General features: G+C 58.3%; 24 protein-coding genes and 1 pseudogene. 13 read left to right on the forward strand and 12 right to left on the reverse strand.

The annotated features are described in order from the left end of the window. Positions 1-61 precede the first annotated feature (61 nt). Positions 62-910: a protein-disulfide reductase DsbD domain-containing protein gene (locus tag ABUK73_RS03740; RefSeq protein ID WP_353576097.1), complete on the reverse strand. Its 849-nt coding sequence runs from the start codon at positions 908-910 to the stop codon at positions 62-64. A 160-nt stretch (positions 911-1070) separates the two neighbouring features. Here ABUK73_RS03740 and ABUK73_RS03745 point away from each other — a divergent pair, with 160 nt between their 5' ends. The 3 genes from ABUK73_RS03745 to ABUK73_RS03755 all read left to right on the forward strand — a co-directional run bounded on the left by ABUK73_RS03745 (position 1071) and on the right by ABUK73_RS03755 (position 3262). Next, positions 1071-1676, forward strand: coding sequence for a YqgE/AlgH family protein (locus tag ABUK73_RS03745; protein ID WP_113088632.1), 606 nt, complete (start codon positions 1071-1073; stop codon positions 1674-1676). Between the two features lie 93 nt (positions 1677-1769). Further along, complete coding sequence (locus ABUK73_RS03750; RefSeq protein WP_111840630.1) at positions 1770-1961, forward strand: CsbD family protein; 192 nt, start codon at positions 1770-1772, stop codon at positions 1959-1961. A 164-nt stretch (positions 1962-2125) separates the two neighbouring features. Further along, entirely contained in the window at positions 2126-3262 is a 1137-nt protein-coding gene (locus ABUK73_RS03755; RefSeq protein WP_353576098.1) for a zinc-binding metallopeptidase family protein, read from the forward strand. Here ABUK73_RS03755 and ABUK73_RS03760 read toward each other — a convergent pair. The 4 genes from ABUK73_RS03760 to thrC are packed head-to-tail and all read right to left on the reverse strand — an operon-like array spanning position 3241 to position 9507. Beyond that, the gene (locus tag ABUK73_RS03760; RefSeq protein WP_454892321.1) at positions 3241-6153 is read right to left on the reverse strand and encodes an EAL domain-containing protein; all 2913 of its coding nucleotides are present in this window, start codon (positions 6151-6153) and stop codon (positions 3241-3243) included. The genes ABUK73_RS03755 and ABUK73_RS03760 overlap by 22 nt on opposite strands. Before the next feature lie 5 nt (positions 6154-6158). Continuing rightward, positions 6159-6749 (reverse strand): GNAT family N-acetyltransferase, encoded by a 591-nt coding sequence (locus ABUK73_RS03765; RefSeq protein ID WP_353576099.1) that lies wholly within the window; start codon positions 6747-6749, stop codon positions 6159-6161. A gap of 41 nt (positions 6750-6790) precedes the next feature. Beyond that, positions 6791-8089, reverse strand: coding sequence for a M16 family metallopeptidase (locus tag ABUK73_RS03770; RefSeq protein WP_353576100.1), 1299 nt, complete (start codon positions 8087-8089; stop codon positions 6791-6793). 20 nt (positions 8090-8109) lie between these two features. Further along, on the reverse strand, positions 8110-9507 hold the full coding sequence (gene thrC / locus ABUK73_RS03775; protein WP_353576101.1) for a threonine synthase: 1398 nt from the start codon (positions 9505-9507) through the stop codon (positions 8110-8112). 247 nt (positions 9508-9754) lie between these two features. Between thrC and ABUK73_RS03780 the strand changes: the two genes are divergently transcribed. From ABUK73_RS03780 to ABUK73_RS03790, 3 genes are all read left to right on the forward strand, one after another. Further along, positions 9755-10309, forward strand: coding sequence for a PilZ domain-containing protein (locus ABUK73_RS03780; RefSeq protein WP_353576451.1), 555 nt, complete (start codon positions 9755-9757; stop codon positions 10307-10309). 97 nt (positions 10310-10406) lie between these two features. Then, positions 10407-10730, forward strand: coding sequence for a type II toxin-antitoxin system RelE/ParE family toxin (locus ABUK73_RS03785; protein WP_353576102.1), 324 nt, complete (start codon positions 10407-10409; stop codon positions 10728-10730). Then, a complete protein-coding gene (locus ABUK73_RS03790; protein ID WP_113088625.1) occupies positions 10727-11005 on the forward strand; it encodes a helix-turn-helix domain-containing protein in 279 nt (92 codons plus the stop codon). Before ABUK73_RS03785 ends, ABUK73_RS03790 begins: the two co-directional genes overlap by 4 nt. Positions 11006-11044: 39 nt before the next feature. Here the strand turns inward: ABUK73_RS03790 and ABUK73_RS03795 are convergent, their stop codons facing one another. The 3 genes and pseudogenes from ABUK73_RS03795 to ABUK73_RS03805 all read right to left on the reverse strand — a co-directional run bounded on the left by ABUK73_RS03795 (position 11045) and on the right by ABUK73_RS03805 (position 12378). Beyond that, positions 11045-11359: a BrnA antitoxin family protein gene (locus ABUK73_RS03795; RefSeq protein WP_353576103.1), complete on the reverse strand. Its 315-nt coding sequence runs from the start codon at positions 11357-11359 to the stop codon at positions 11045-11047. Beyond that, positions 11338-11617 (reverse strand): annotated as a pseudogene (locus tag ABUK73_RS03800) (BrnT family toxin). The gene ABUK73_RS03795 and the pseudogene ABUK73_RS03800 overlap by 22 nt, the downstream one beginning before the upstream one ends. 71 nt (positions 11618-11688) lie before the next feature. Further along, positions 11689-12378, reverse strand: coding sequence for an HAD family hydrolase (locus ABUK73_RS03805; protein ID WP_353576104.1), 690 nt, complete (start codon positions 12376-12378; stop codon positions 11689-11691). 176 nt (positions 12379-12554) lie between these two features. Here ABUK73_RS03805 and ABUK73_RS03810 point away from each other — a divergent pair, with 176 nt between their 5' ends. The 3 genes from ABUK73_RS03810 (at position 12555) to ABUK73_RS03820 (ending at position 14436) form a co-directional block, all read left to right on the forward strand. Continuing rightward, positions 12555-13235, forward strand: coding sequence for a GntR family transcriptional regulator (locus ABUK73_RS03810; protein ID WP_353576452.1), 681 nt, complete (start codon positions 12555-12557; stop codon positions 13233-13235). Between the two features lie 179 nt (positions 13236-13414). Then, positions 13415-13993, forward strand: a complete 579-nt coding sequence (locus ABUK73_RS03815; RefSeq protein ID WP_353576105.1) for a biotin transporter BioY — start codon at positions 13415-13417, stop codon at positions 13991-13993. Next, a complete protein-coding gene (locus tag ABUK73_RS03820) occupies positions 13990-14436 on the forward strand; it encodes a DUF1284 domain-containing protein (protein ID WP_353576106.1) in 447 nt (148 codons plus the stop codon). The genes ABUK73_RS03815 and ABUK73_RS03820 overlap by 4 nt, the downstream gene beginning before the upstream one ends. Here ABUK73_RS03820 and ABUK73_RS03825 read toward each other — a convergent pair. Then, positions 14426-15511 (reverse strand): hypothetical protein, encoded by a 1086-nt coding sequence (locus tag ABUK73_RS03825; protein ID WP_353576107.1) that lies wholly within the window; start codon positions 15509-15511, stop codon positions 14426-14428. The genes ABUK73_RS03820 and ABUK73_RS03825 overlap by 11 nt on opposite strands. A 346-nt stretch (positions 15512-15857) precedes the next feature. Here ABUK73_RS03825 and ABUK73_RS03830 point away from each other — a divergent pair, with 346 nt between their 5' ends. Next, positions 15858-17003 carry a site-specific DNA-methyltransferase gene (locus ABUK73_RS03830; protein WP_353576108.1) on the forward strand — a complete coding sequence of 382 codons (1146 nt, stop codon included), beginning with the start codon at positions 15858-15860 and terminating at the stop codon, positions 17001-17003. A 422-nt stretch (positions 17004-17425) separates the two neighbouring features. Here the strand turns inward: ABUK73_RS03830 and ABUK73_RS03835 are convergent, their stop codons facing one another. From ABUK73_RS03835 to mutY, 3 genes are read right to left on the reverse strand one after another with little or no spacing between them, the layout of a single operon-like run. Further along, positions 17426-17713, reverse strand: coding sequence for a putative quinol monooxygenase (locus ABUK73_RS03835; protein ID WP_113088619.1), 288 nt, complete (start codon positions 17711-17713; stop codon positions 17426-17428). Positions 17714-17732: 19 nt separating this feature from the next. Next, the gene (locus ABUK73_RS03840) at positions 17733-18344 is read right to left on the reverse strand and encodes an HAD family hydrolase (RefSeq protein ID WP_353576109.1); all 612 of its coding nucleotides are present in this window, start codon (positions 18342-18344) and stop codon (positions 17733-17735) included. Continuing rightward, the gene (gene mutY / locus ABUK73_RS03845; protein WP_353576110.1) at positions 18344-19444 is read right to left on the reverse strand and encodes an A/G-specific adenine glycosylase; all 1101 of its coding nucleotides are present in this window, start codon (positions 19442-19444) and stop codon (positions 18344-18346) included. Before mutY ends, ABUK73_RS03840 begins: the two co-directional genes overlap by 1 nt. 97 nt (positions 19445-19541) lie before the next feature. On the opposite strand from mutY, the gene ABUK73_RS03850 reads away from it, so the two are divergent. The 3 genes from ABUK73_RS03850 (at position 19542) to smc (ending at position 24403) form a co-directional block, all read left to right on the forward strand. Next, positions 19542-20051 (forward strand): DUF721 domain-containing protein, encoded by a 510-nt coding sequence (locus ABUK73_RS03850; RefSeq protein ID WP_353576111.1) that lies wholly within the window; start codon positions 19542-19544, stop codon positions 20049-20051. A 137-nt stretch (positions 20052-20188) separates the two neighbouring features. Then, entirely contained in the window at positions 20189-20869 is a 681-nt protein-coding gene (locus ABUK73_RS03855; protein WP_113088616.1) for a DsbA family protein, read from the forward strand. Between the two features lie 69 nt (positions 20870-20938). Further along, positions 20939-24403 (forward strand): chromosome segregation protein SMC, encoded by a 3465-nt coding sequence (gene smc / locus ABUK73_RS03860; RefSeq protein WP_353576112.1) that lies wholly within the window; start codon positions 20939-20941, stop codon positions 24401-24403. Positions 24404-24416 lie beyond the last annotated feature (13 nt).

Below are 24416 nucleotides of genomic sequence, written 5' to 3' on the forward strand. Positions count from 1 at the left end.
AATGATGCGGCGCGACTATAGAGGATGAAATCGCCAACTTGCCAGCGATTTTCCGCATGTGTTATTGCGGAAAATCAAGCGGGGCTTCCATCACCCGCTCACCGGATTTGACTAGAATGGTCCAGCGCTGACCCTTGGGATTATAGGATTTCGGCAGACCCTTGATGTTCATGTAAAAGGTCAGCTTGCGCTTGTCGCGCACCATATTCTGCGGCTCGAAATAGGCATAGCCGGATGGGCCGGCGACGAAAATATCCGTTTCTTTCGGCGCATCTTCGGGCAAGCGCAACTCTACACCCAGCAGCGTTTTGTCAGGCGTTATGTGGAAGCTTTGTACCTTGAAGTCATCCGTTGCCTCTTCCGGCAAGGTGGCCTTGGCGGTCTGCACGGCTTCGGTCTCTTCCGCCGTCGCCATCTTTCCATGGTCCTTGCGGATTTCGAAGCTGGCTTCGAAAGGAATGCAGATGTTGAGGCAAACACCGATGAAGGCTGTCATACGCGCATTGGCATCATCAGAGCCGGGTTGTGCCTGAAGCACGAAGGGCAGGCTGACGGACCGGTCGTAGCCGATATCCTTGAGGTCGCCATTCTCTATGAGCTTGGGGACCGGGAAGGAGAGGGAGGACAGGGTCGCGCCGCTTTCCGGATCGAGCGTGATCTTGGGCGGAATGCCCGCTTCGCCCGGCTCTCGCCAATAGGTGATCCAGCCGGGTTTGAGGTCGATCTGCAATGCCGCTTCGATGCGGCCATTGGCATCGGCGGGAAGGCTGACGACGCGCATGCGCCCGCCTTCGCTTTGCTCCCAGTCGGTTATATCGGCATGAGCCAACCGGGATGTGGATGCCGTTGCAAGCATGAGAGCAAGCGCTGACAGGGATGCACGTATGGAGATAGAGACCTTGGCGTTCATGTTTTCGGTCTAGCCTAACATCCGCCCCCGGACCAGTTACGATTTTAACTCATTCATCATTTTCGGTTGATTGATTGGCATCTATGCCGCATCCTTGGCCGATGACCAACCACTATGCCGTACCTGTTTCACGCCAGAGTACCGCAGACCGGAGGCGCCAGTGACCTTTTCGACCCTGATGGACAAGAGAGAAAGAGGCTTCCTGGACGGCCATTTTCTCATCGCTATGCCGGGACTGGAAGGCGGCGCGTTCGAGCGGTCCGTGGTCTATATCTGCGCCCACTCCGATGCGGGCGCCATGGGCTTCATCATCAACCGTTCACAGCAGATCACCTTTACAGACGTGCTGCTGCATCTGAAGATGATGGACCGCAATGACGCCATCATGCTGCCCAACCGCACTCGCGAATTCCCAATCCAGTGCGGCGGGCCGGTGGAATCCGGTCGCGGCTTCGTGCTGCATTCGGATGATTACAACAGCGAATCCAGCATTCCCGTGAGCGATGATATTTCGCTGACCTCGACGCTGGATATCGTGCGTGCCATTTCCAGCGGGCGCGGGCCTGACAGGGCCACCATGTTGCTGGGTTACGCAGGCTGGGCACCGGGACAGTTGGAAAATGAAATCGCCAGCAATGGCTGGCTGAACTGCCCCGCATCGGAAGAACTGATCTTCGACCGCACGCTTGATAACAAGTATGAGCGCGCGCTTGGCCTGATGGGCGTCGACCCGCGCATGCTCTCTGCCGAAGCAGGTCATGCTTGAGGCAAATAAAATTTAGCGGAACCAAACGTTATGCCTGACGTTTTTACCCCGGTTGCCAGCGCCATGTCTGGTTAGAAACTAGGGAGAAATACCATGGGTAGCACATCCGATAAAGTCGCTGGCACAGCCAATGAAGTTGCTGGCAAGGTAAAGAAGAGCGTCGGCTCTGCCACAGGTAATGACCGTATGCGCGCCGAAGGTGCTGCACAGGAAACCAAGGGCAAAGTTCAGAAGACGGTTGGCAAGGCCAAGGACTCCGTCAAGGGCGCCGTAGACCGTATGTAATACGTCCTGTCACTTCGGCCCTCGGGCCGTGGCAGTTATTAATAAAACGCATGTGCCTAATACCGGCACATGCGTTTTTTCATCTCTGATCACCCAATTTCCCAGCGCCGGACCGTTTGAAAGCAAATCTTTCCCGTCCTTGGCGCTCGCTTCTGGAGCGGTAAATGCAGCTTTTCTCTTGCGCTGCCTGTGGGCAGCCCGTCCATTTCGACAATCGTTCTTGCGTCAAATGTGGCCATCGTCTGGTCTTCGTGCCGGAAACGCTTTCCATGGAAGCCGTGGAGCCTGCGGGTGATCCCAACTGGTCGCTGGTCTCCAATCCAGAGCGGCAGATCCGTTATTGCGCCAACGAGGTCAACGACATCTGTAACTGGTCGGTGCCTGCGCAGAGCGATCACAAATTCTGCCCGGCCTGTAGCCATAACCGCCTTGTTCCAGACGCTTCGACGGAAGAGGGTATCGAGCAGTGGCGTCGGTTGAGCCAGGCACAGCGTCACCTGTTCTATTCCATGTTGCGCCTGAACCTGCCGCATCCCAACCGCGATGTGGATCCGCAGGGTGGTCTCGTTTTCGACTTCCTGGTGGATGAAGTCGCGCCCGATGGTTCGATCATTCCCGCGATGACCGGCCATGACGAGGGCCTGATCGCCATCCGCGCAGCCGAATCCGACGATGCGACGCGTGAGCAGATCAAAAGCAACATGAACGAGCCATACCGCACCATGCTCGGTCATTTCCGTCACGAAGTCGGCCATTTCATCTGGAACAAGCTGGTGCGCGATGCCAACCGGTTGGAAGCCTGCCGCGCCGTCTTCGGTGACGAGCGCGAGGATTATGGCGAGGCGTTGAAGCGCAATTACGAGCAGGGACCGCAGCCCGGCTGGCAGCAGACCTATGTCAGCTCATACGCCTCGGTTCACCCTTGGGAAGACTTCGCGGAGTGCTTCGCGCATTACCTCCACATCGTCGATACGCTGGAAACAGCGCATGCTTTCGGCATCGCCATTGAGCCGGAGGGACACGAGGAGCTGGAAACGGATGTGGCCTTCGAGCCCTATAGCGCGAGAAGCGCCAAGCAGCTGGTCAGCGCCTGGGTTCCGCTCAGTGTCGCGCTGAATTCCATGCAGCGCAGCATGGGGGAGGCCGACCTATATCCTTTCGTGCTGACGCCAGCCGTGGTGGACAAGCTGGAATTCCTGCACAAGCTGTTGCACGGCCGCGTGCCGGAAGACCAGCAGCAGAGCTGGCAGCCAGCTCCGCAGCAGCAGGCGGAGCAAAATCAGGCTCTCTTGACAACCTGAAAACGCTCACGCAGCAGCCGTAGCGCCGCATCCGGCGTATCCGGCGTGCCGAACAGGAAGCTTTGCCCGTAGTGACAATTCATGCGGGCAAGCTCGGTCGCATCCTCCGGCGTCTCGATCCCTTCGGCCACCACCTGCATTTCCAAGGCACGCGCCATGGCGATGATGGAGCGCAGCAGCACGTTGCGCTTGTCGCTGGTATTGGCCACCAGCGCCTTGTCGAGCTTGATCGTATCGAACGGGAAGCGGGTGAGGTAGGCGAGGGACGAGTAACCGGTGCCGAAATCGTCCAGAGCGAGGCTAAGGCCGGTTTCTTTCAGCTTCGCTAGCACCAGCCGCGCCTGTTCCGGGTTCTCCATGACGATGGACTCGGTCAGTTCCAACTTCAACTGCGCCGGATTGCAACGGGTTCGCTGCAACATGCTGCGCACATCGTTATAAAGCTCGTTGTTCAGCAGCTGTGCACTGGAAATATTCACCGAAATGAAGATCGGCAGCTTGTCGATGGCGTGTTGCCAGTCCATCAGATCGGTCGCGGCTCGCTCCAGCGCAAACATGCCCAGCGGCTCGATCAGGCCGGAGGCTTCCGCGACAGGAATGAACTCGCTCGGCGGAATGTTGCCGCGCTTGGGATGTTCCCAGCGCATCAATGCTTCGAAACCGGCCAGATCGCCATTATCGAGCTTGATGATCGGCTGATAGGCCAGCGACAGTTCCTTGCGCTCGATGGCACGGCGAAGATCGCTCTCCATTTGCAGACGGTCTGTGCCTGACGTGCGGAATGCGGGGCGGAAAGGCTCCACCCGGTTGCCGCCCGCGCGTTTGGCCCGGTACATGGCAAGCTCGGCGTCGCTCAACAGACCGGCGGCATTTTCCTGCTGGTCGATCCAAGAGACGAGACCAATGGAAGCGGTCAGAATGATTTCGCGATTGGCGAAATTGATCGGCACCATGATGGCCTTGTTCACCGCATCGGCAAAATCCGCCACGCGCTGGGGATCACGTTCCGATACGAGGATCAGGCCGAATTCATCGCCGGAAAGACGCGCCAGCGTATCCTGCGGCTTCAACAGACGACGCAGACGGCGGGTCAGCGCAATCAGAATATTGTCGCCAGCGGCAATGCCCAGCGTGTCGTTGACCAGCTTGTAGCGGTCGATGTCGATTGCCATCACCGTCGGGCGCACGGTTTCGCCGTCCGGTGCAAGGTTCAGTACGGATTGAAGCCGGTCAAGGAAGACCTGACGGTTGGGAAGGCCGGTCAGATTGTCGCTCAGCGCATCCTGCAGCAGCCGTTCGACGGAATTCTTCTGCTCGGTGATATCGGTGATCGTGCCAACGCAGCGAATGATTTCGCCGTTGGAGCCCAGCACCGGCCGGGCGCGGATTTGCAGCCAGTGGAAATGCCCGTCTTCGGCGCGAATGCGGAATTCGTGGTTGAGGCGGCCCTTGCGATGGTCCAGCAGCACATCCAGCGTGGCCTTGAAACGGTCGCGGTCATCCGGGTGCAGGCGCGGCAACCAGTTGCGGGCGGCGCCGTGCATGGTGCCGGGCTGAAGCCCGAGTTTGGCTGAAACATCCGGTGTCGTCACGATACGGTCGCGCGTCACGTCCCAGTCCCACACGGTATCGCCGCTGCCGGTCAGCGCCAGCGATTGCCGCTCCAGATCGGAGAACAGCCCCTGTTGATAGGCACTGCCAGCAAAGGCATGCTGAATGACGGTGAAGCCGATCAAAAGCACGATCAGAACCAGACCGCCGCCAAGGGCTGGCTGGACAATGTCATTGTCCAATTGCCCGGTTACAGTGAGCCAGCTTCCAAACAGCCAGACCAGAATGAGTGCCCAGGATGGCACAAGCAGAATGGCACGGTCGTAGCGGTTGAAGCCCAGATAGATGATCAGCACGATACCGGCAGTCGCCGTCAGCGCGAAGGAGAGGCGGGCGATACCGGATGCGATGGAAGGATCGTAGATGGCGACGCCAAATAGCGCGCCAAGACCGATGATCCAGGCGAATGTCGCGTAACCCAGATGCGCGTGCCATCGGTTCAGGTTCAGATAGGTGAACAGGAAGACCACGAAACTGGACGCGAGCGCGACCTCCGCACCCGCGCGCCATATTCGCTCGTCGCTGGACGTAACGGTAATCAGCTTTTCCAGAAAGCCGAAATCCACACAGATATAGGCCAGAACTGCCCAGGAAAGAGCCGCGGATGCAGGCAGAACGGACGTGCCCTTGACCACGAAGAGAATGGTCAGAAGAACCGCCAGAAGTCCGGCAATGCCCAGAACGATGCCGCGATACAGTGTGAACGCATTGATCGTGTCTTTGTAGGCTTCCGGTTCCCACAGATAGATTTGCGGCAGCTGTGGTGTGGAAAGCTCTGCCACGAAGGTGATGACCGCGCCGGGGTTCAGCGTGATGCGGAACACATCCGCATCCGGGCTCGGTTGCCGGTCCAGCGCAAAGCCTTCACTCGGCGTAATGGCGATGATGCGCTGTGAGCCGAGATCGGGCCAGAACAGTTTGGAATTTACCAGACGAAAATGCGGCGCGACGATGACGCGCTCCAGCTGCTCTTCCGACACGTTGGCAAGCGCGAACACGGCCCAATCACCCTGATGCGTGGGGGATGAGGCGCGTACTTCGATACGGCGGCGAATGCCATCCGGGCCGGGGGCGGTGGAAACCTGAAAGGCTTCACCCTGATTGGCGTAAATGTCGGTGGTCGCGGTCAGATCGAGCGCGGTGTCGTCGCGGGAAATCTTGACCGGCTCGAAAGCATGGGCTTCAGCGGCGAAAAATACGCAGAGCAACAACAGAGGCGTGAAGCGCGCTGCGGCCACAAGACGTCCAAAACGGCGCAACGCAAGGCTAATATATGTCATCTATCCTACTGCGTCCCGCCGGGATTTGGCTTGTCGGAGATGAGGGAGAACATGACATGGTCCCGCCACTCGCCGTTTATTTTCAGATATTCCCGCAAGAGACCTTCCCGCTGAAATCCGGCGTTTTCAAGCAGCCGTATGCTTTTGAAGTTCTCTGGAATACAGGCTGCCTCAATACGGTGCAACTGAAGTCCGTTGAAGATGTAGGGTATTACCAGCTTTAATGCGGCAGACATATGGCCTTGGGCGGCGTAAGGCTGGCCCATCCAATATCCAATCATGCAGCTTTGCGCCGCACCGCGCCTGATATAGCCAACGGTGATGCCGCCCAGAAGCGTGGCATCCTGCCTGAACAGCAGCATGGAAATAGCGAGGCCGGAGGAAAATTCCTGACCGTTACGGGTGACCCGCACGCGAAAAGAGCTTTCGGTCAGCTCATCGCTGCGCCATGTCGGCTCCCATGGCTGAAGGAATTGCCTGCTTTCCGACCGCAGCTGGTACCACTGCCTGTAGTCGGAATAGCGCGGCAGTCTCAGCAGGTAATCTGCATTGCGAAGTTCCGGCGTATCACTGTTACGGGAAAGAAAACGTAGCATTTTGTCGCCCAACACCACGCTTCAGGACATGCCCTTGGCCTTCAGCCGTTTGCTTGTATCTTGATGGATGGCGACGCAGAAAGCTCCGCCGTAATGTCCGAAAGCGGCGAGAGGTTTTCCAGCGGGCCGATGGCGGACAATGTCGGAACTTTATCGAAAAACAGCCGTCCCGCAAGATCGGTCAGACGTTCTGTCGTGATGTCGCCCAGACGCGTCATCATTTCGTCGTTCGGGATCGGGCGGCCATAAAGCATCATCTGGCGGGCCATCTGTCCGGCACGCGCTGCGGGGCTTTCCTGACCCATCAACAGCTGAGCGCGGATTTGCGCGCGGGCACGGTCGATTTCTTCCTGATGAATTTCCTGCGACGACTTGCGAAGCTCATCGATGATGACAGGCACCAGTTCCGGAAGGTCGCTGCTGCCGGTGGCGGCGTGAATGCCGAAAATGCCCGTATCGGAAAAACCCCAGTGGAAGGCATAGACCGAATAGCACAGGCCGCGATATTCGCGCACTTCCTGAAACAACCGCGAAGACATGCCGCCGCCCAGAATATTGGCAAGGATTTGCGAACAGTAGAAGTCACGGGCGTGATAGGCTTTGCCCTCGAAACCGAGAAGGACCTGCGCGTCCATAAGGTCGCGCGATTCGCGGATTTCGCCACCGGTATAGATGGCTTTTTCCATGACCGGCGTCGCAACGGGCAATTGCGGCAGACCGGCAAAGCGCTGCTCCACCTGCTTGACGAAGCTGTCGTGATCCACCGCACCGGCGGCCACGACGAAAATGCGATCTGTCGTGTAATTGCGCGCCAGATAATGGCGAATCTGGCCGGTGGTGAAGGATTGCACCGTTTCCGGCGTACCGAGGATGGGGCGGCCAATGGTCTGGTCGCGATAGGCGACACCGGAGAAATTGTCGAAAATCACATCGTCAGGCGTGTCGGTCGCTGCACCGATTTCCTGAAGGATGACGTTCTTTTCACGCTCAAGCTCGGCCTCTTCGAAGGCCGATTCCGTCAGGATATCGGCAAGGATATCGACGGCGAGCGGAACATGGTCTTTCAAAACGCGGGCGTAGTAGGATGTCGTTTCGGTGGATGTCGCAGCATTGACCTCGCCGCCGACATTCTCGATCTCCTCGGCAATCTGCCGCGCCGTGCGCCGTGCGGTGCCCTTGAAAGCCATATGCTCGAGAAGATGGGCGATGCCATGCTCGTCATCGGTCTCGTTGCGGGAGCCGGATTTGATCCACACCCCAAGAGCAACGCTTTCAAGGTGTGGCATTCTTTCCGTAACGACGGTCAACCCGGATGAAAGCCGGGTTACATTTACACTCATATCACGTCTTTCCGCGCTACTTAACTCTTGGCGCGAGCATGGTTGCCGATGAATGTTTCCACGGCGGTCAGCTCAGCATCCAGAATATCGAAACGCTCCTCCCGGTTCATAAGATCAGCAAGCCATAGTGGAAGCGCGGGATCGATTGCGCAAGCGGATTTTACAGCGGCGGGAAATTTCGCTGGATGCGCAGTGGACAAAGTGACCATCGGCGCGTTTGATTTTTCATGCTTTTTCGCCACGAAAACGGCGGTTGCCGTGTGCGGGTCCAGAAGATAGCCCGTCTCTGCCAGCGTATCGCGAATGGTGGCGGCAACCTGTTTTTCCGTAGCGCGGCCAGCTCGGAAGTCACGCTTGATGAACTTCATGGCCTTTTCGGAAATGTCGAAAGCACCGGATTGCTTCAGCCCATCCATGGACCGCTTCACCGCACCGGCATCGCGATCATAGGCTTCAAACAGCAGGCGCTCGAAGTTGGACGAGATCTGAATGTCCATCGAAGGCGATGTCGTGGCATGCACGCCGCGCATCTCGTAGCGACCCGTCTTCAGCGTGCGCGCCAGAATGTCGTTGTCATTGGTCGCGATGACCAGCTTGTCGATGGGCAGTCCCATCTGCTTGGCGACGTAGCCTGCGAAGATATCGCCGAAATTGCCGGTCGGCACAGTAAAGGAAATCTTGCGATCCGGGCCACCCAGCGAAAGGGATGCGGTGAAGTAGTAAACCACCTGAGCCATGATGCGCGCCCAGTTGATGGAGTTCACACCCGACAGCTTGACGCCATCGCGGAATTTCCCGTCGTTGAACATCTCTTTGACAAGGGTCTGGCAGTCATCGAAATTACCGTTGACGGCGATGGCATGCACGTTGGACGCCGTCGAACTCGTCATCTGGCGCTGCTGCACCGGCGAGACCTTGCCGTGCGGGAAGAGAATGAAAATGTCAGTGCGGTCACGGCCTGCGAAGGCATCGATAGCGGCACCACCCGTGTCGCCCGATGTTGCGCCAACGATGGTTGCGCGCTCATTGCGCTGCGTCAGCACATAATCCATCAACCGCGCAATAAGCTGCATCGCCACGTCCTTGAACGCCAGCGTCGTGCCGTGGAAAAGCTCCAGAATATAGGAGTTTGGCCCAGTCTGTACCAAGGGAACGACCGCCGGATGACGGAAGGTCGCATAGGCATCGTCAATCATCGCACGGAATGTATCTGCGGGAATTTCGTTACCGGTAAAGCGATAAAGAACCTCGAAGGCGACTTCCTGATAGGACTTGCCGCGCAATGCGCGAATTTCCTTTTTGGACATGGTCGGCCATTTGCGCGGAACATACAGTCCGCCGTCACGCGCCAGACCCGCCAGAAGCGCGTCGGAAAAACCCAGCGATGGGGCGCTGCCCCTGGTCGATACATATTCCACGAGATGGTCCCTTGTCGTCTTTCAGGCAAATGTCGTCAGCATCTTATCCGCCGGATGCCTCTGGTTTGGGCGGTTTCGGAAGCATTTTGCAAAATTCAGGCAAATCCGAACACAACCAATCGATTTTTTCCAGCGCCGCTGCTATAGACCATCGCCGACAGGCATGAAAGGCCAATAAACAGGTCTCCGGTCCTGTATCGGGATAGTTTTTAGAGGGTTGAACAGAGTGACAAGTAATATTCTGCGTTTGTCTGCCGCCATATCGCTTCTGGCCGTCCTTGCTGGCTGCAACTCTTCAAATCCATCGGACTCGCTGGCCGTCAATGCACCCGCCGCGCAGGCCGTTGCCCCCGTCGTGCAGGCCAATTGCCCACCCATTACCATTCTCGATTCCAACGCCGTTCACCGCGTTTATGCTGGCGGTGCGAAAGACGATGCATCCAAGCTGGTCTATCAGGCCTCCCTTTCCGATACGACACGTTCCTGCAGCATGAGCGACGCGACGCTGACGGTAAACGTTCTCGCCCAAGGCCGCCTCGTTCCCGGCCCGCTCTCCAAGCCCGGCCGCGTCAACCTGCCGATACGCGTCACGGTGAAGGATGGCGACGGCGAAATCTACTCACAGGTCACCAATTTCCCGGTCGATGTTCCAGCAGGTTCCGCAGGCACGCAATTCATCTTCAACAACCCCAACGTCGCCATCCCCAACGCCCCCGGCGGCGCATCGCGCCAGACGAACGTGTTTATTTCGTTTGATGAAGCCGGTGCAAAGGCGGGGACGAAGAGGGGTCGGCGCGGGTAAGCTGACCTCGGAGCATCCCCCGCTTCAAGCGATGTGGCCACCAATGACGTGAGGTGCCGTTCTTGTGTAATTATCGCATATCGGCTATATTGCGCAAATGAGATGGTCTGTCGAAACGCACGAAGCGGCAGATTCTGAGATCGAAGCGCTACCCGTTGGGCTTCAGGCACGACTTGTTCGTTTGATGGAGGCTGTTGAAAATATCGGTCTCGAGCACTTACGCGAACCCCACGTCAAGCATCTCGAGGGCAAGCTTTGGGAGTTGCGAGCCAAAGCAAGTGAAGGTATCGCGCGCGGCATCTACGTAACCATGACGGGCCGTCGAGTCATTGTCCTCCATGTGTTCGTAAAGAAGTCGCAAAAAACTCCCGCAGGTGCGTTGGCAATTGCCAGACAGCGAATGAGCGAGATAAAGCCATGACGAAAATTGCCGATCTTAAAAAGAAACTGATGAGCAATCCGGAATTCCGGGCTGAATATGAGAAGGCTGACGCCGAGTTTCAGCTTATCGAGGCGCTTGTTGGTGCGCGTACCCGCGCAAAGCTATCTCAGTCTGAAGTCGCACGTCGTATAGGAACAACGCAGTCTGCAATCGCGCGACTTGAGGGCGGCGGTGTGTCGCCTTCAATCGACACTTTAAGGCGTTACGCGGAAGCGACAGGTGCCAAGTTGGAAATTAATCTGGTCGGCCATTAAACTGCAGTTTCTTACATTAGGCTGGCCGCGAAAGTTCACTCACAGCCCTGCGGCTTTGCGCAGGGCGGCGTTCATGCGGCCTTGCCAGCCTTTCCCACCTTCACGGAACCGGGCGACCACGTCTTCGTCCAGCCGCAACGTGATCTGTTTTTTCGTATTTTCCAGTGCCGGACGTCCGCGTGTCGCACGAACCTCGTCCATCGCTTTGAAAAACGCAGCAGGCAGAACATCTTTGGCTGGCCGGGCGCTGTCCAGCTCAGCCTCCGTCATTTCCGGAAAATCCACGGCATTCCAGTCAGCTTCGCTGTAGCCGCGTCCAGCGTCAAAGGACTTCACTTTAGATGTCTTGGCCACGGCAGCATCCTTCTTTCCTTTTCGCTGGCCTGCCTGAAGCTCACAATGGATATTGCCTCAGACCCCAGCGTTGCGAATGACCGCAGCCGTTCCGTTGCGGAAATAGCCTATCGCCTTGAAACGCCTGCTGTTAGGTGTCTCTGCCGGGCTTTCCGCGACAATCGTGCTTTCCCAATCGAACTCGCCGATATCTGCAAAGTCCAAGCCGTGCTTGTCGATATTGGCAAGCCGCTTCGGCTCATCCCAGATGATCTTCATGAATTAATGTAACTACATTTATTGAAAAAGCAATGCAGTCATTCAGATCATGAAAACTCGGTCATAGCAATTCACGCCACGCCAGCCCATTCCGACAGTGCCTCAATCGTTGCTGGCAAATCCTGCATGCGGGCGATCACCGTTTCAGCACCGGCATCCGTCAGGCGGTCGGCGTGGCTGGGGTAGGTGTGGGATGCGCCGGTGAAGCCGATCACGCGCATGCCGGCTGCCCGGGCGCCGGTAATACCGTGGACGGAGTCCTCGATCACGACGACGCGGTCGGGTGAGATGTTGAACTGCTTTGCGCCGTGCAGGAAGATATCCGGCTTCGGCTTGACGCGGTCTGCACCCAGATCCTTGGCGGAATAGATGTGGCCATCGAAATAGGGCTTGAGGCCGACCTTGGTCAGCATCATCTCCAGACGTGCGCTGGAAGAGTTGGAGCAGATGCAGCGTGGCAGCGTCAGTCGTGACAACGCCGTTTTGACGCCTTCGATGACCTTTACGTCACGTTCCAGCCGGGCATCCAGAAGCTTTTCGGATTTTTCCAGCAGCGAGGCGGAAAGAGGGATGCTGGCTTCGCGTTCGACTTCCAGAAGAATGTTCTTCCATGTCATGCCGGAGAAGCGTTCGCCCATCTCTTCGGTCGAGATCGGGTAACCGGCATCCGTCAACAGGCGCGATTCCACCTGTGCGGCGATGATTTCGGAGTCGACGAGAACGCCGTCGCAGTCGAAAATGATGAGGTCAAAGCCGCTCATGGGCTCTCCTTGGCAATTTGGTATGGAGGAACTTGGTATCGGAAGAGTTGGGCGCTTTTAGCCCATGTGGGCCATAAGCTCAACCGATGCCGTTGCAAACGAGCCTTGCAGATGCCCGCCACCCACGCGCCTGCGTCTTGCTCGACAATGTTCATGCAGCCCTTTATGTCAGACCAATGGCCAAAACTGCGAAAACCAAACCCGAAGACACCATTGCCGCAAAGATCAGCCGCACGCTGGCGGATCGCATCGTGCGCGGCGAGCTTTCGCCCGGTGCACGGCTGCGGCAGGATCATGTTGCCGAGGAGTTTGGTGCCTCGCATGTGCCAGTGCGTGAGGCCTTTCGTCGGCTGGAAGCGCAGGGGCTTGCCGTCAGCATTCCGCGCCGCGGCGTGCGGGTGGCGGATTTCGGTCTGGCCGATGTGCAGGAAGTGGCGGAGATGCGCGCGGCACTGGAAGTGCTGGCGCTGCGCCATGCCATTCCCAACCTGACTGCCGCTATTCTGGATGAGGCGGAAGCGGCGACGCTTGCGGGTGACAGGGCCATGGATGTGCAGCAATGGGAGGAGGCGAACCGCCGCTTCCACCGGCTGATTACTGCGCCCTGCAACATGCCGCGCCTGATGGAGGCCATTGACGGGCTGCATGCCGCCAGCGCCCGGTTTCTGTTTTCCGCATGGCGGGCAGGGTGGGAACGGCGCACCGATACGGACCACCGCGCCATCATAGATGCCCTGCGCGGCGACCGCGCGGAAGAGGCGGTGCGCATCCTTGATGGCCACGTCCAATGGATTGGCCGCACCGCAATCCGCACGCCGACGGGCTCGACACGCGATGCCTTCGCGATTGTCGGGTGAATTATAGATAATTTTATTTCGCTCTATCCTGCTGAAATCAATGTGTCTATGTGGAATCTATTCACATGGGGTACGCAGGCGCGTGCGATTTTTCCTTACTGCATGTGGATTCTCGAGAGTTTTACGATATCAATCAAGCCGTCTTTGTGAATTATCTATAATTTGAAAAGGAAGACATCATGACGGCTCACATTCGAACCCTTCCCACCGGTTTCCTCGGTCTTTCATCCAGGCCTTACGTCCAGCAAGCGCTGTTCGTCGTTGCTGGCACTCTGGCGCTGGCGCTTGCGTCCAAAATCGCCGTGCCGATGATCCCGGTGCCGATTACCATGCAGACATTTGCGGTGACGATGATAGGCGCGCTCTATGGCTGGCGGCTTGGCAGCCTCACAGTGCTGGCCTGGCTGGGCGAAGCCATGCTCGGCCTGCCGGTTCTCGCCGGGGCGTCATCCGGCTTTGCACCTTTCGTGGGCCCGACTGCGGGGTACCTCGTTTCCTTCCCCATCATGGCCGCTCTCGTGGGTCTCGTGACGGAAAAGGGCATCAGCGGTCATTGCCCTATTGCCGGTTTCCTGCTGCATCTTGCTGCCAATGCCGTGGGTCTTGTTCTTGGCTGGGCGTGGCTTGCTGGGCTTCTGGGCGCTGAAAAGGCCTTCCTCGCGGGCGTAGCACCCTTCATTCTCGGTGCAGTGCTGAAATCCGCACTTGCCGCCGCCGTGCTCAAGCTTCTCGCATCGCGCACAGAGGCCGCCCGGTGACGGTTCGTCTCAGAGCGCATCACCTGCTCTGCATGCTGACCTATGTCGGCAAAGGCTACACGCCCGGCTTCACGGTCAACTACGATCGTGTTGCCGAGCGGCTGAACTGCGGTGAAGAGATCGAAATCGTGTTTGGCCCGGATGATATCTGCGCGCCGCTGCTGGCGGACGAGGCGGCCCATTGCTTCAAAGACAGCATCAACAAGCGGGACGCCAAAGCACTGGCATTGGTCACTGAATGGCTGGGGCAGGCAACGGAAACCGGAAGCCGTATTGCGCCAGACAAAGCCTTCATCGAAAAGCTTCGCTCAGGGTTTCAACAGGGCCATCTGCGGTCTGCATGTTCCGGCTGTGAATGGATGAGCCTTTGCGACCGCGTTTCAACGAGCGATTTCTGCGGCGTGAAAATCGCGCCGCAGGTCACTAGTGCGGTCAATCGGTGACGTTGAGTTCGGTGCGCTCGCCAGCCGTTACCGTCGCCGTCACTTCTTTGGGCTCACGGCTGGTTTTGTCATCATAGGTCACCTTCACGGAGTAATTTCCGGGATGCAGCGTTTCCTGATGCGTGGTGCCGTAGCGACCGGAAATTTCTTTCTGGGTGCCCTGCAAATCCTTCGTGGTTTCCAGAATATCGATGCGCTGTGCGTCCTTCGCCGTCACGGCCAGCACGCCCGCATCCAGATTGACGGTCACATTCGTGCGCTGACCCGCCGTCACGCTGAACGGCGTTTCGACAACGACCTTGCCCAGACGCGCCCGCATGATGAAATTGCCCGCTGGCATCTGCATCAACTTGCCCACGCCATAGGTGCCGGTCAGTGTCTCGCGGGTGCCATCCAGCGTTTCATCGGGAGAGACTGTCTCAAAGCGGATATTGTCCGTCTCCACGGCGCGACCGCCATCCTTGTAGACGGCGTTGGCAATAACCACGCCGCTCGGAATGATCAGGTCATGGCTGACGGTTTCACCCGCGGTGACATTGATCGTCTCCTGCGCCTGTGCAGGTCCGATGCGGCCCTCCAGCGTCAAAGCGCCAGCGGGTACGAAGATTTGCTTGGCACCATAGATGCTGTCGCTGAAAGTCGCGCCCTGTTTGACATCCACGCGCGCCTGCGGCTCTGCTTCCTTACTGTCCACGCTGCGCTTGGGCACGATGGTCAGCTGGGCCGCGTTGAAATCGGCGGTGATCTCCGCCACTGCGCCATCCTTCACCTCCACGGGAATTTCCCGGGTGATATTGCCCAGCGCCGCCACGGCCACATATTTGCCGACCGGAATTTTCTCTTCGAAGGTCGCGTCATAAGCGCCACCGACATTTTCGTCGCTACGTCCGCCCGTGCTGTCCGCCTTGTAGAAATCCCAGCGCACCCGGTCGCTATTGCCAAGCGAAGGCCCGCCTTTGACCAGCACGGCATCGGTTTTGACATTGATCTGTGGTTTGGGAACCGGTGGCTTGGCATTCTGCGCAAAGGCAGTGCTGGCAAACAGCATGGAAACGACAATGAGAGAAACGCGCATTCTGAACTTACCCCTGCAACCCAAACCCTTGGCTCCACCATACAGATGGCGCGCAAAATTCCGAAATCACAACGTTAAAAGTGCTGTCTGGTTCCATTGCGCACCATCGAATATCGTCAGGGTGGCAAATAGGCAGCGGAAAGGTCGTGAGCTTGGCCAGACTCGCTGGGCGGCTGAATGCTCTAAACGGCAGATTGCTTAACCCTGATAATTCTCGCCTTTTGCGCAGTTCGCGTATTTTTTTACGCACTTAGCGTGATTTTGCATGCCGCGTTCAGTCTTTGATAACCAACTTCGGTAACCATAAGGGTCAGTTCAGTCGAGTAAGCGTATGGAGCGAGTACCTATGGCATCAGTGTTTCCGCTGGCCGATTTTCGGCGTGCCGGTTTTGACCTTGCAGGTGAAAGCGACGCCTGGAAAGACAGCATCATCAAGGGTGATTGCGTTGCTGCGCTTGAGGCACTCCCCAGCCAGTCCGTCGATGCGATTTTTGCAGATCCGCCATATAACCTTCAGCTCGGCGGCACGCTTCACCGCCCGGACCAGTCTTTGGTCGATGCTGTCGATAATGATTGGGACCAGTTCGCCTCTTTCGAAGCCTATGATGCCTTCACCCGCGCCTGGCTTCTGGCCTGCCGCCGTGTGCTGAAGCCCAATGGCACCATCTGGGTCATCGGCTCCTACCACAATATCTACCGCGTCGGCTCCATTCTTCAGGACATGAACTTCTGGATTTTGAACGACATCGTCTGGCGCAAGACCAACCCAATGCCGAACTTCAAGGGTCGCCGGTTCCAGAACGCGCATGAAACCATGATCTGGGCCAGCCGCGATGCCAAGGCCAAGAGCTACACCTTCAATTACGAAGCGATGAAGGCATCCAATGACGATGTGCAGATGCGCTCCGACTGGCTGTTTCCGATTTGCAGCGGCGGCGAACGCCTGAAGGGCGATGACGGCAAGAAGGTCCACCCGACCCAGAAGCCGGAAGCTCTGCTGGCCCGCGTCATTATGGCCTCCACAAAGCCCGGCGATGTCGTACTGGACCCCTTCTTCGGCTCTGGCACCACGGGTGCGGTGGCAAAGCGTCTGGGCCGTCATTTCGTCGGCATCGAGCGCGAGCAGGATTATATCGATGCGGCATCCGCGCGCATCGCAGCTGTCGAACCGCTGGGCAAGGCGGAACTGACCGTGATGACCGGCAAGAAGGCCGAGCCGCGCGTTGCCTTCAACGTGCTTCTCGAAAGCGGTCTGGTGCGTCCCGGTCAGGTTCTGACGGATGCCAAGCGTCGCTACAGCGCCATCATCCGTGCCGATGGCACGATTGCGTCTGGCGGTGATGCCGGTTCCATCCATCGCCTCGGTGCGAAAGTGCAGGGGTTGGATGCCTGCAACGGCTGGACCTTCTGGCATGTCAGCGAAGGCGATACGCTGAAGCCTATCGATGATCTTCGGACCGTGATCCGCAACGAAATGGCAAAGGCCGAATAGAAAGCGATCCACCGCTTCGCCTTACCAGAAAGGCCCTTTGTGGCCTGATATACTTCATCCGGTTTTAGTACCTTCAGTCCCGGATGAAGAGTGACCAATGCCCGGCGCTCCCTGATCGCCGGGCATTGGTATATTCGTTATTCATCATAACCGCATTTTCCAAAATATATCAATTGCATGGCAAGTTTGGAGCAAGTAAGGGTGTGTAGCTATTTTGTCCAAGGGAGAGACAATCAAGCCGCATAACGCATCGATACCGAGGTCCCGCCGGGCTTCGTGTCATTCAGATGCCAGAATAAGAAAGCGGCATTTTTCCCAATATGACATTAACAAATCTGGCCGCTTGCGGCCGGACTGGTGCAGGTTGAAGACCGCCATTTTCGCCTGCACCAGACATTCTCTTTCCCCACGCTCTGTAATGTCTATTCGCCTTTGCGAATGCTGTAATCGCGTGGAATTCCCTGTGTCACCGCAAACCAATCTGAGCTTTTGATGCGCTGTTGATGGGCGTCGAACGCGGCCTGATCTGAAAATATTTCCGAGACGAGATATCGCCCTTCGATAACAGGGCTGGGTACGACTTCGAAGGCCATGCAGCCCGGCTCGGCAAGGGTGAGTTCAATGTGCAGCGGCAAAGCGTCAGCCACGGCTTGCCGGCGATCTGGCGGAACATCGATATGGCCTTGCAGATAAATCTTTTCGTCAGACATGGTTTGTGGTTCCCGGATATCAGGCCTTGATGCCGAATTCTGCCAGATCGGCCTTCAGCTTCTCAGCACCGGTAAAATGCACGGCCTGCCATCCGGCAGCCTTTGCGCCTTCGACATTCGGCAGCGAGTCATCGATGAAAATGCTGCTCGCCGGGTCGAGGCCAAAGGTTTCCGCATGCAATTCATAAATCGCCACATCGGGCTTGATCAGACCGACATCGCCCGACACGGTCACGCCGCGTGATAGGGTAAGGAAGGGGTACATCTTCTGCGCTTCACGGAACGTGTCGGAGGCAAAATTGGTCAGCATGGTCACATCGTAACCGCCATCGATAAGGCCTTTGAGGATCGCGACCGAATCGTCATAGGAATGCGAGACCATTTCATGCCAGTGCAGGCGGAAAGCGCGGATCGTCTCTTCATGGTCCGGGTGGTCCTGCAAAAGCAGCGCTTCGGCGTCGGCCCATGTTCGGCCCCGGTCCTGCTCCAGATTCCATTCATGTGTGCAGACGTTTTCGAAGAACCATGCCCGCTCTTTCTCATCGGGAATGATGCGGCTGTAGGGAATGTTCGGGTCGTAATGGATGAGAACCTTGCCGATATCGAAAACGATGTGATTGATCTTGGTCATCAATTTTTCCTGCTTTTATCGAATGCGAGAGGAATAGCCTGAGAGATGGCTTTTTTCATCACCGTCGGCAGGGCCTGCGCATCAAGATTTGTGACCGGCTCCCACCATTCGTCATTGGCGCCCGGTTTCACGCTGCCGGAAACCTTGGCGCGGAAAATGGAAAGCCGAAGCTCGAAATGGGTGAAGACATGAATGATTGTACCCGCTGCCTCCCACGCCGCATCGAAGGGTGCATGGTCGGTGCCGGTGCCGCCATCGATCCGCGCTGTCCATGCGGTTGTCGGCACCTCCGTCATGCCGCCCAGCAGGCCGGTTTCGATCCGGCGGCGCAGCAGGATTTCGCCTTTGTCGTTCACTGCCACGAAGGCGGCACCCACGCGCACCGGCTTGTCCTTCTTGGCTGCCTTCACCGGAAAACGTTCCGGTTCATCCTGCGCCAACGCCAGACAGTGGCTGTTGTAAGGACAGAGCGCGCAGGCCGGACGCTTCGGCGTACAGATCGTGGCGCCCAAATCCATCATCGCCTGCGCAAAATCCCCCGGACGGTCGGCGGGCGTAATCTCCGCCACCTTCGCCCGCATCACACCCTTGGAGCCGGGCAGGGGGGCATCGATGCAAAACAGGCGGGAAATCACCCGCTCGACATTCCCATCCAGCACAGCCGATTGCCGGTTGAATGCGATGGCCGCAACGGCTGCGGCCGTATAATCACCAATGCCGGGAAGCTTCTTCAAACCCTCTTCGGTATCGGGAAACACGCCACCATGTTCGTTCGCCACTGCTTCCGCGCATTTCTTCAGATTGCGTGCACGGGCATAATAGCCAAGCCCCGCCCAAGCCGCCATTACGTCCTCGCTGGGAGCGGCGGCCAAGTCCTCGACCCGTGGCCACAGCGCCAGAAATTTAGCGAAATAGGGCTTCACTGCCTGCACGGTGGTCTGTTGCAGCATCACTTCCGACAGCCAGACATGGTAGGGATTGGCCCGCAAACCCTTGGCTGTCATCGGCGGCGAGGTACGCCATGGCAGGTCACGGTGGTGCCGGTCGTACCATGCCAGCAGCATGTCCGCATAAGGCGGGTTTTCGATTTTATGAAGCATGGTTTGCTGTGGCCCTCGTATTGCGCCTATACTTGGTTCATCCGCTTGCGCTGATCAAGCCCATAGCTTCCGGGTAAAAAGAGTTGCAGAGGTGAGAATGAAAAAGCCCCGCAAAGGCGTTATACAGATTGCCGAAATCGCAAACGGCATCATCGATCCGGTTCTGGCAAAAAGAGCGGGAATCAGCACGTCTTTGCTCGGCTCCTGGGATGAAATTGTAGGAAGCGATTTCGCCGATTGCACCCGCCCGGAAAAAATCACCTGGCCGCGTCGTGACGAGGGGCCGGATCGTGGCGGCTATCAGCCCGGCGTTCTGACCATCGCTTGCGAAGGTGCGCGAGCGCTGTTTCTGACCCATGCGCAGGGTGAGCTTATTTCCCGCATCAACGGTTTTTTCGGCTTTCCCGCCGTGCGCCAGATCAGGATCGTGCAGAAGCCGGTTTCGCAAACGCTGAACCGTCGCCCCAAGCCGCAGCCCTTGCGCGGCGATGCCGCCAGACGGCTGGAAGGCATGATGGAAGGCATAGAAAGCGAGGCTTTGCGCAAGGCGGTAGAGCGTTTGGGAACCGCCGTTATGCAGAAGCGAAAAGCGGGCCGGACGATTTGAAGCAGGCTGAAAATCCGCACTGTCCTTGACTGGTCACAATTCTTTGACAAGAAGAAAAGAAATGGCCGCTTGTTATGAACAGGTTGCCGCTATATCGGAATCGCAGACAATTGAGTCTTTCACAAACAGGTGCTTTCATGCATTTTCCCGAATTTAATATCACCCGCCGCAGCCTTCTTGGCGGTGTTGCTCTTGCTGCAGTTGCCGCGGCACTTCCTTTTGCCCTGACACCAACTGCCGCCCTTGCACAGGATCTGCCTGAATCCTCCGGCAATGTGGACATGGCCGAAGTGCTGAAGCCGGGTCCGCTGCCGGACCGCGCGCTGGGTGATGCGAATGCACCGGTTAAGATCGTCGAATATATGTCGATGACATGCCCGCACTGCGCGCATTTCCACAACACGACCTTCGAAGAAATCAAGAAGAAGTATATCGACACCGGCAAGGTCTACTTCATCATCCGCGAATTCCCGTTCGATCCGCGCGCTGCCGCTGCCTTCATGCTGGCCCGTTGCGCACCTGAGCAGCAGTATTACCCGTTCGTCTCCATGCTGTTCAAACAGCAGCAGACATGGGCAACCGCGCAGGATGCACGCGCAGCACTCCTGCAAATGTCGAAACTGGCCGGTTTTTCACAGGAGACATTCGAGGCCTGCTTGACGAACCAGAAACTTCTGGATGATGTGAACGCAACGATGCAACGCGGTGCGACGGAGTTTGGCGTCAACTCGACCCCGACCTTCATCATCAATGGAAAGCGCTACGCTGGAGACATGTCTGTTGAATCCATGTCGGCTCTTGTCGACAGCCTTCTCTAAAAGACGTTACCGGTTAAAAACGGGCGACGGATGTTTCCGTGCGCCCGTTTTTTTCGTTGAGGCCGCAGCATGAAGTTCAACAAGCTGCGCCTGCTCGGCTTCAAATCCTTCGTGGAGCCTTCAGAATTCATCATCGAGCCCGGCCTGACCGGCGTCGTTGGTCCCAATGGCTGCGGCAAGTCCAACCTTGTCGAGGCGCTTCGCTGGGTGATGGGCGAGAATTCCTATAAGAACATGCGCGCGTCCGGCATGGATGACGTCATCTTCTCCGGCTCCGGCAATCGCCCGGCCCGCAACACCGCCGAAGTCGGTCTTTACCTCGACAATTCCGACCGCACTGCGCCCGCCGCCTTCAATGATGCCGATGAAATTCAGGTCACGCGCCGTATCGAGCGCGAGAACGGCTCGGTCTATCGCATCAATGGCAAGGAAGCCCGCGCCAAGGACGTGCAGCTTCTATTTGCCGATGCCTCCACCGGCGCACGCTCGCCCTCCATGGTGGGGCAGGGGCGTATCGGCGAACTCATCAACGCCAAGCCACAGGCGCGCCGGCAGTTGCTGGAAGAGGCGGCTGGCATTTCCGGGCTGCATTCCCGTCGCCACGAGGCGGAATTGCGCTTGCGCGCCGCCGAAGCCAATCTGGAGCGGCTGGAAGACGTTACCGCGCAATTGGAAAGCCAGATCGAAAGCCTGAAACGGCAGGCGCGCCAGGCCAACCGCTTCAAGATGCTGTCGGCGGATATCCGCGCCCGCGAAGCGACATTGCTACACATTCGCTGGGTGGAAGCCAAACAGGCCGAAGGCGAGGCGGAAAGCGCGCTCAATCAGGCCACCAATGCGGTTGCCGAAAAAGCCCAGCGACAGATGGAAGCGGCCAAGGCGCAGGGGCTTGCGAGCTTCAAGCTGCCGGAACTGCGTGAGAACGAGGCGAAGGTCGCAGCCGCTCTGCAACGCCTGCAAATTGCCCGCACGCAACTGGATGAAGAAACCAACCGCATCCTGCGCCGCCGCGATGAGCTTGCCCGTCGCCTGGCGCAGTTGGGTGAGGATATCGAGCGCGAAGAGCGCATGGTCTCCGACAATGCCGAAATCCTCGCGCGTCTGGATGCAGAAGAAGCTGAAATCCTCGAAATTCTGGCTGACTCGGGTCGCACCTCCGAAGAAACCCGCGAGGCTTTCGAGGAAGCCGCGGCCAAGCTTGCCGAAAGCGAACGCGTTTTCGCCGCCCTGACCGCAGAACGCGCCGAAGCCTCCGCCAACCGGACCCAGCTGGAACGCACTATCCGCGATCTGGCCGACCGGAAGGCGCGGCTTGATCGTCAGTCTTCGGAAGCGTCGGCAGAAATCGACAACATAGACGAAAAGCTCTCCGGCCTGCCGGACCCCTCGGAAAAACGCGAAAGCGTGGAAGCCGCCGAAATCGCCGTCGAAGACGCGCTCATCGTAGTGGAGGAAGCTGAAACTGCGGTAGCAGAGGCCCGCTCTGCGGAAGCGATGGCGCGTGGCCCGGTGGAAGCCGCGCGCAGCCGCCTCAACGCGCTGGAAACCGAAGCGCGCACCATCTCCAAAATGCTGGCCGCCGGTGCCGTCTCCGGCTCGTTTACACCGGTGGCGGAAGAGCTGAAGGTGGATCGCGGCTTTGAAGCGGCCCTCGGCGCAGCCTTAGGCGATGACCTCGAAAGTCCGCTCGACCCAGCCGCCCCGGCCTATTGGACCGCCAATGGCGAAGGGGACGCTGATCCGGCGCTGCCGGAAGGCGTGGCATCCCTGCTTGCCCATGTCGCAGGCCCGGATGCGCTGAAACGCACGCTGCGCCAGACGGGTATCGTCTCCAGCGCCGAAGAGGCCAAGCGACTGATGCCCGCACTGAAACCCGGCCAGCGTCTCGTCACCAAGGATGGCGCGCTGTTCCGTTGGGACGGCCATATCACCAGTGCCGATGCGCCCGGAAATGCCGCACTTCGGTTGGCCCAGAAAAACCGTCTGGCCGAGCTGGAAAATGAGGTCGAAGAGGCGCGTTACGCCTTGGAGGAAGCGGAAGAGCAGCTTGCCGCCAGCGCCGACGAAATTCGTCTGGTGGAAAGTCAGCTTGCCGATGCGCGCGAACGCAGCCGCCTTGCGTCGCGCCAACTGGTCGAAGCCCGCGATGCACTTTCCATGGCCGAACGCGCCTCCGGCGATCTGCTGCGCCGTCGTGATGTCGTCTCCGAAGCGATCAATCAGATCAGCGGCCAGATCGAAGACATCGCCGTTCAGGAAGAAAATGCCCGCATCGAGCTGGAAGACGCTGCCGATCTCTCCGATCTCGATCTGCGCCTGCGCGAAAGCCAGCTGGAGGTCGCAACTGACCGCAGCCTTGTGGCCGAAGCCCGTGCAAAGCATGAAGGCCTGAACCGTGAAGCGGAAGCGCGCCAGCGCCGCATCAATGCGATTGCGCAGGAACGCGCTACATGGCAGGCCCGTGCCGCCAGCGCCAGCGGTCACATCGCGACCCTGCGCGAGCGCGAAGACGAAGCCCGCGACGAACTGGCCGAACTGGATATTGCGCCGGAAGAATTCGACGAGAAGCGCCGCGATCTCCTGACGCAACTGCAAAAGACCGAGGAAGCACGGCGGCAGGCTGCAGACCAGCTGGTCGAAGCCGAAAGCCTGCAACGCGAGGCAGACCGCACCGCGACCATCGCTTTGTCCGAACTGGCGGAAGCCCGCGAAAAGCGTGGCCGCGCCGAAGAGCGCCTCGTCTCCGCCCGCGAGAAGCGTCAGGAAGGCGAACATCGCATCCGCGAAGCGCTGAATGTCGAGCCTCATATGGCATTCCGGCTAACGGGCCTCGCAGTCGATACGCCGATGCCCGAAATACGCGATGTCGAGCGTGATCTCGACCGGCTGAAGATCGAGCGCGAGCGGCTGGGTGCGGTCAACCTGCGCGCCGATGAGGAGCAGGCCGAGCTTTCCGAAAAGCTGGCGGCGCTTATCAAGGAACGTGATGACATCATCGATGCGGTGCGCAAGCTGCGTGCGGGCATCCACAATCTCAACCGCGAAGGCCGTGAGCGTCTGGTCGCCGCCTTCGATATCGTCAACACGCAGTTCCAGCGACTGTTCACCCACCTCTTCGGCGGCGGCACGGCGGAACTGCAACTGATCGAATCCGACGATCCGCTGGAAGCTGGTCTCGAAATTCTCGCCCGCCCACCGGGCAAAAAGCCGCAGACCATGACTTTGCTGTCCGGCGGCGAGCAGGCCTTGACTGCCATGGCGCTGATTTTCGCCGTCTTCCTCACCAACCCGGCCCCCATCTGCGTGCTGGATGAGGTTGACGCACCGCTGGATGACCACAATGTCGAGCGTTACTGTAACCTGATGGACGAGATGGTGGCCTCCACCGAAACCCGTTTCGTCATCATCACCCACAACCCCATCACCATGGCCCGCATGGATCGTCTCTTCGGCGTCACAATGGCAGAGCAGGGCGTGTCGCAGCTTGTTTCCGTCGATTTGCAGATGGCCGAACGGCTTATCGAGACCGTTTGAGTTTACGCGTTCT

The organism is Agrobacterium vacciniicorymbosi, assembly GCF_040427045.1.
GTDB lineage: Bacteria > Pseudomonadota > Alphaproteobacteria > Rhizobiales > Rhizobiaceae > Agrobacterium.

Excerpts from the sequence above, each read along its gene's own strand:
- ABUK73_RS03740 (WP_353576097.1), bottom strand. The coding sequence starts at position 910 with ATGAACGCCAAGGTCTCTATCTCCATACGTGCATCCCTGTCAGCGCTT.
- ABUK73_RS03750 (WP_111840630.1), top strand. The coding sequence starts at position 1,770 with ATGGGTAGCACATCCGATAAAGTCGCTGGCACAGCCAATGAAGTTGCT.
- ABUK73_RS03755 (WP_353576098.1), top strand. The coding sequence starts at position 2,126 with ATGCAGCTTTTCTCTTGCGCTGCCTGTGGGCAGCCCGTCCATTTCGAC.
- ABUK73_RS03760 (WP_454892321.1), bottom strand. The coding sequence starts at position 6,153 with ATGACATATATTAGCCTTGCGTTGCGCCGTTTTGGACGTCTTGTGGCC.
- ABUK73_RS03765 (WP_353576099.1), bottom strand. The coding sequence starts at position 6,749 with ATGCTACGTTTTCTTTCCCGTAACAGTGATACGCCGGAACTTCGCAAT.
- ABUK73_RS03770 (WP_353576100.1), bottom strand. The coding sequence starts at position 8,089 with ATGAGTGTAAATGTAACCCGGCTTTCATCCGGGTTGACCGTCGTTACG.
- ABUK73_RS03785 (WP_353576102.1), top strand. The coding sequence starts at position 10,407 with ATGAGATGGTCTGTCGAAACGCACGAAGCGGCAGATTCTGAGATCGAA.
- ABUK73_RS03790 (WP_113088625.1), top strand. The coding sequence starts at position 10,727 with ATGACGAAAATTGCCGATCTTAAAAAGAAACTGATGAGCAATCCGGAA.
- ABUK73_RS03805 (WP_353576104.1), bottom strand. The coding sequence starts at position 12,378 with ATGAGCGGCTTTGACCTCATCATTTTCGACTGCGACGGCGTTCTCGTC.
- ABUK73_RS03810 (WP_353576452.1), top strand. The coding sequence starts at position 12,555 with ATGGCCAAAACTGCGAAAACCAAACCCGAAGACACCATTGCCGCAAAG.
- ABUK73_RS03815 (WP_353576105.1), top strand. The coding sequence starts at position 13,415 with ATGACGGCTCACATTCGAACCCTTCCCACCGGTTTCCTCGGTCTTTCA.
- ABUK73_RS03825 (WP_353576107.1), bottom strand. The coding sequence starts at position 15,511 with ATGCGCGTTTCTCTCATTGTCGTTTCCATGCTGTTTGCCAGCACTGCC.
- ABUK73_RS03830 (WP_353576108.1), top strand. The coding sequence starts at position 15,858 with ATGGCATCAGTGTTTCCGCTGGCCGATTTTCGGCGTGCCGGTTTTGAC.
- ABUK73_RS03835 (WP_113088619.1), bottom strand. The coding sequence starts at position 17,713 with ATGTCTGACGAAAAGATTTATCTGCAAGGCCATATCGATGTTCCGCCA.
- ABUK73_RS03840 (WP_353576109.1), bottom strand. The coding sequence starts at position 18,344 with ATGACCAAGATCAATCACATCGTTTTCGATATCGGCAAGGTTCTCATC.
- mutY (WP_353576110.1), bottom strand. The coding sequence starts at position 19,444 with ATGCTTCATAAAATCGAAAACCCGCCTTATGCGGACATGCTGCTGGCA.
- ABUK73_RS03850 (WP_353576111.1), top strand. The coding sequence starts at position 19,542 with ATGAAAAAGCCCCGCAAAGGCGTTATACAGATTGCCGAAATCGCAAAC.
- ABUK73_RS03855 (WP_113088616.1), top strand. The coding sequence starts at position 20,189 with ATGCATTTTCCCGAATTTAATATCACCCGCCGCAGCCTTCTTGGCGGT.
- smc (WP_353576112.1), top strand. The coding sequence starts at position 20,939 with ATGAAGTTCAACAAGCTGCGCCTGCTCGGCTTCAAATCCTTCGTGGAG.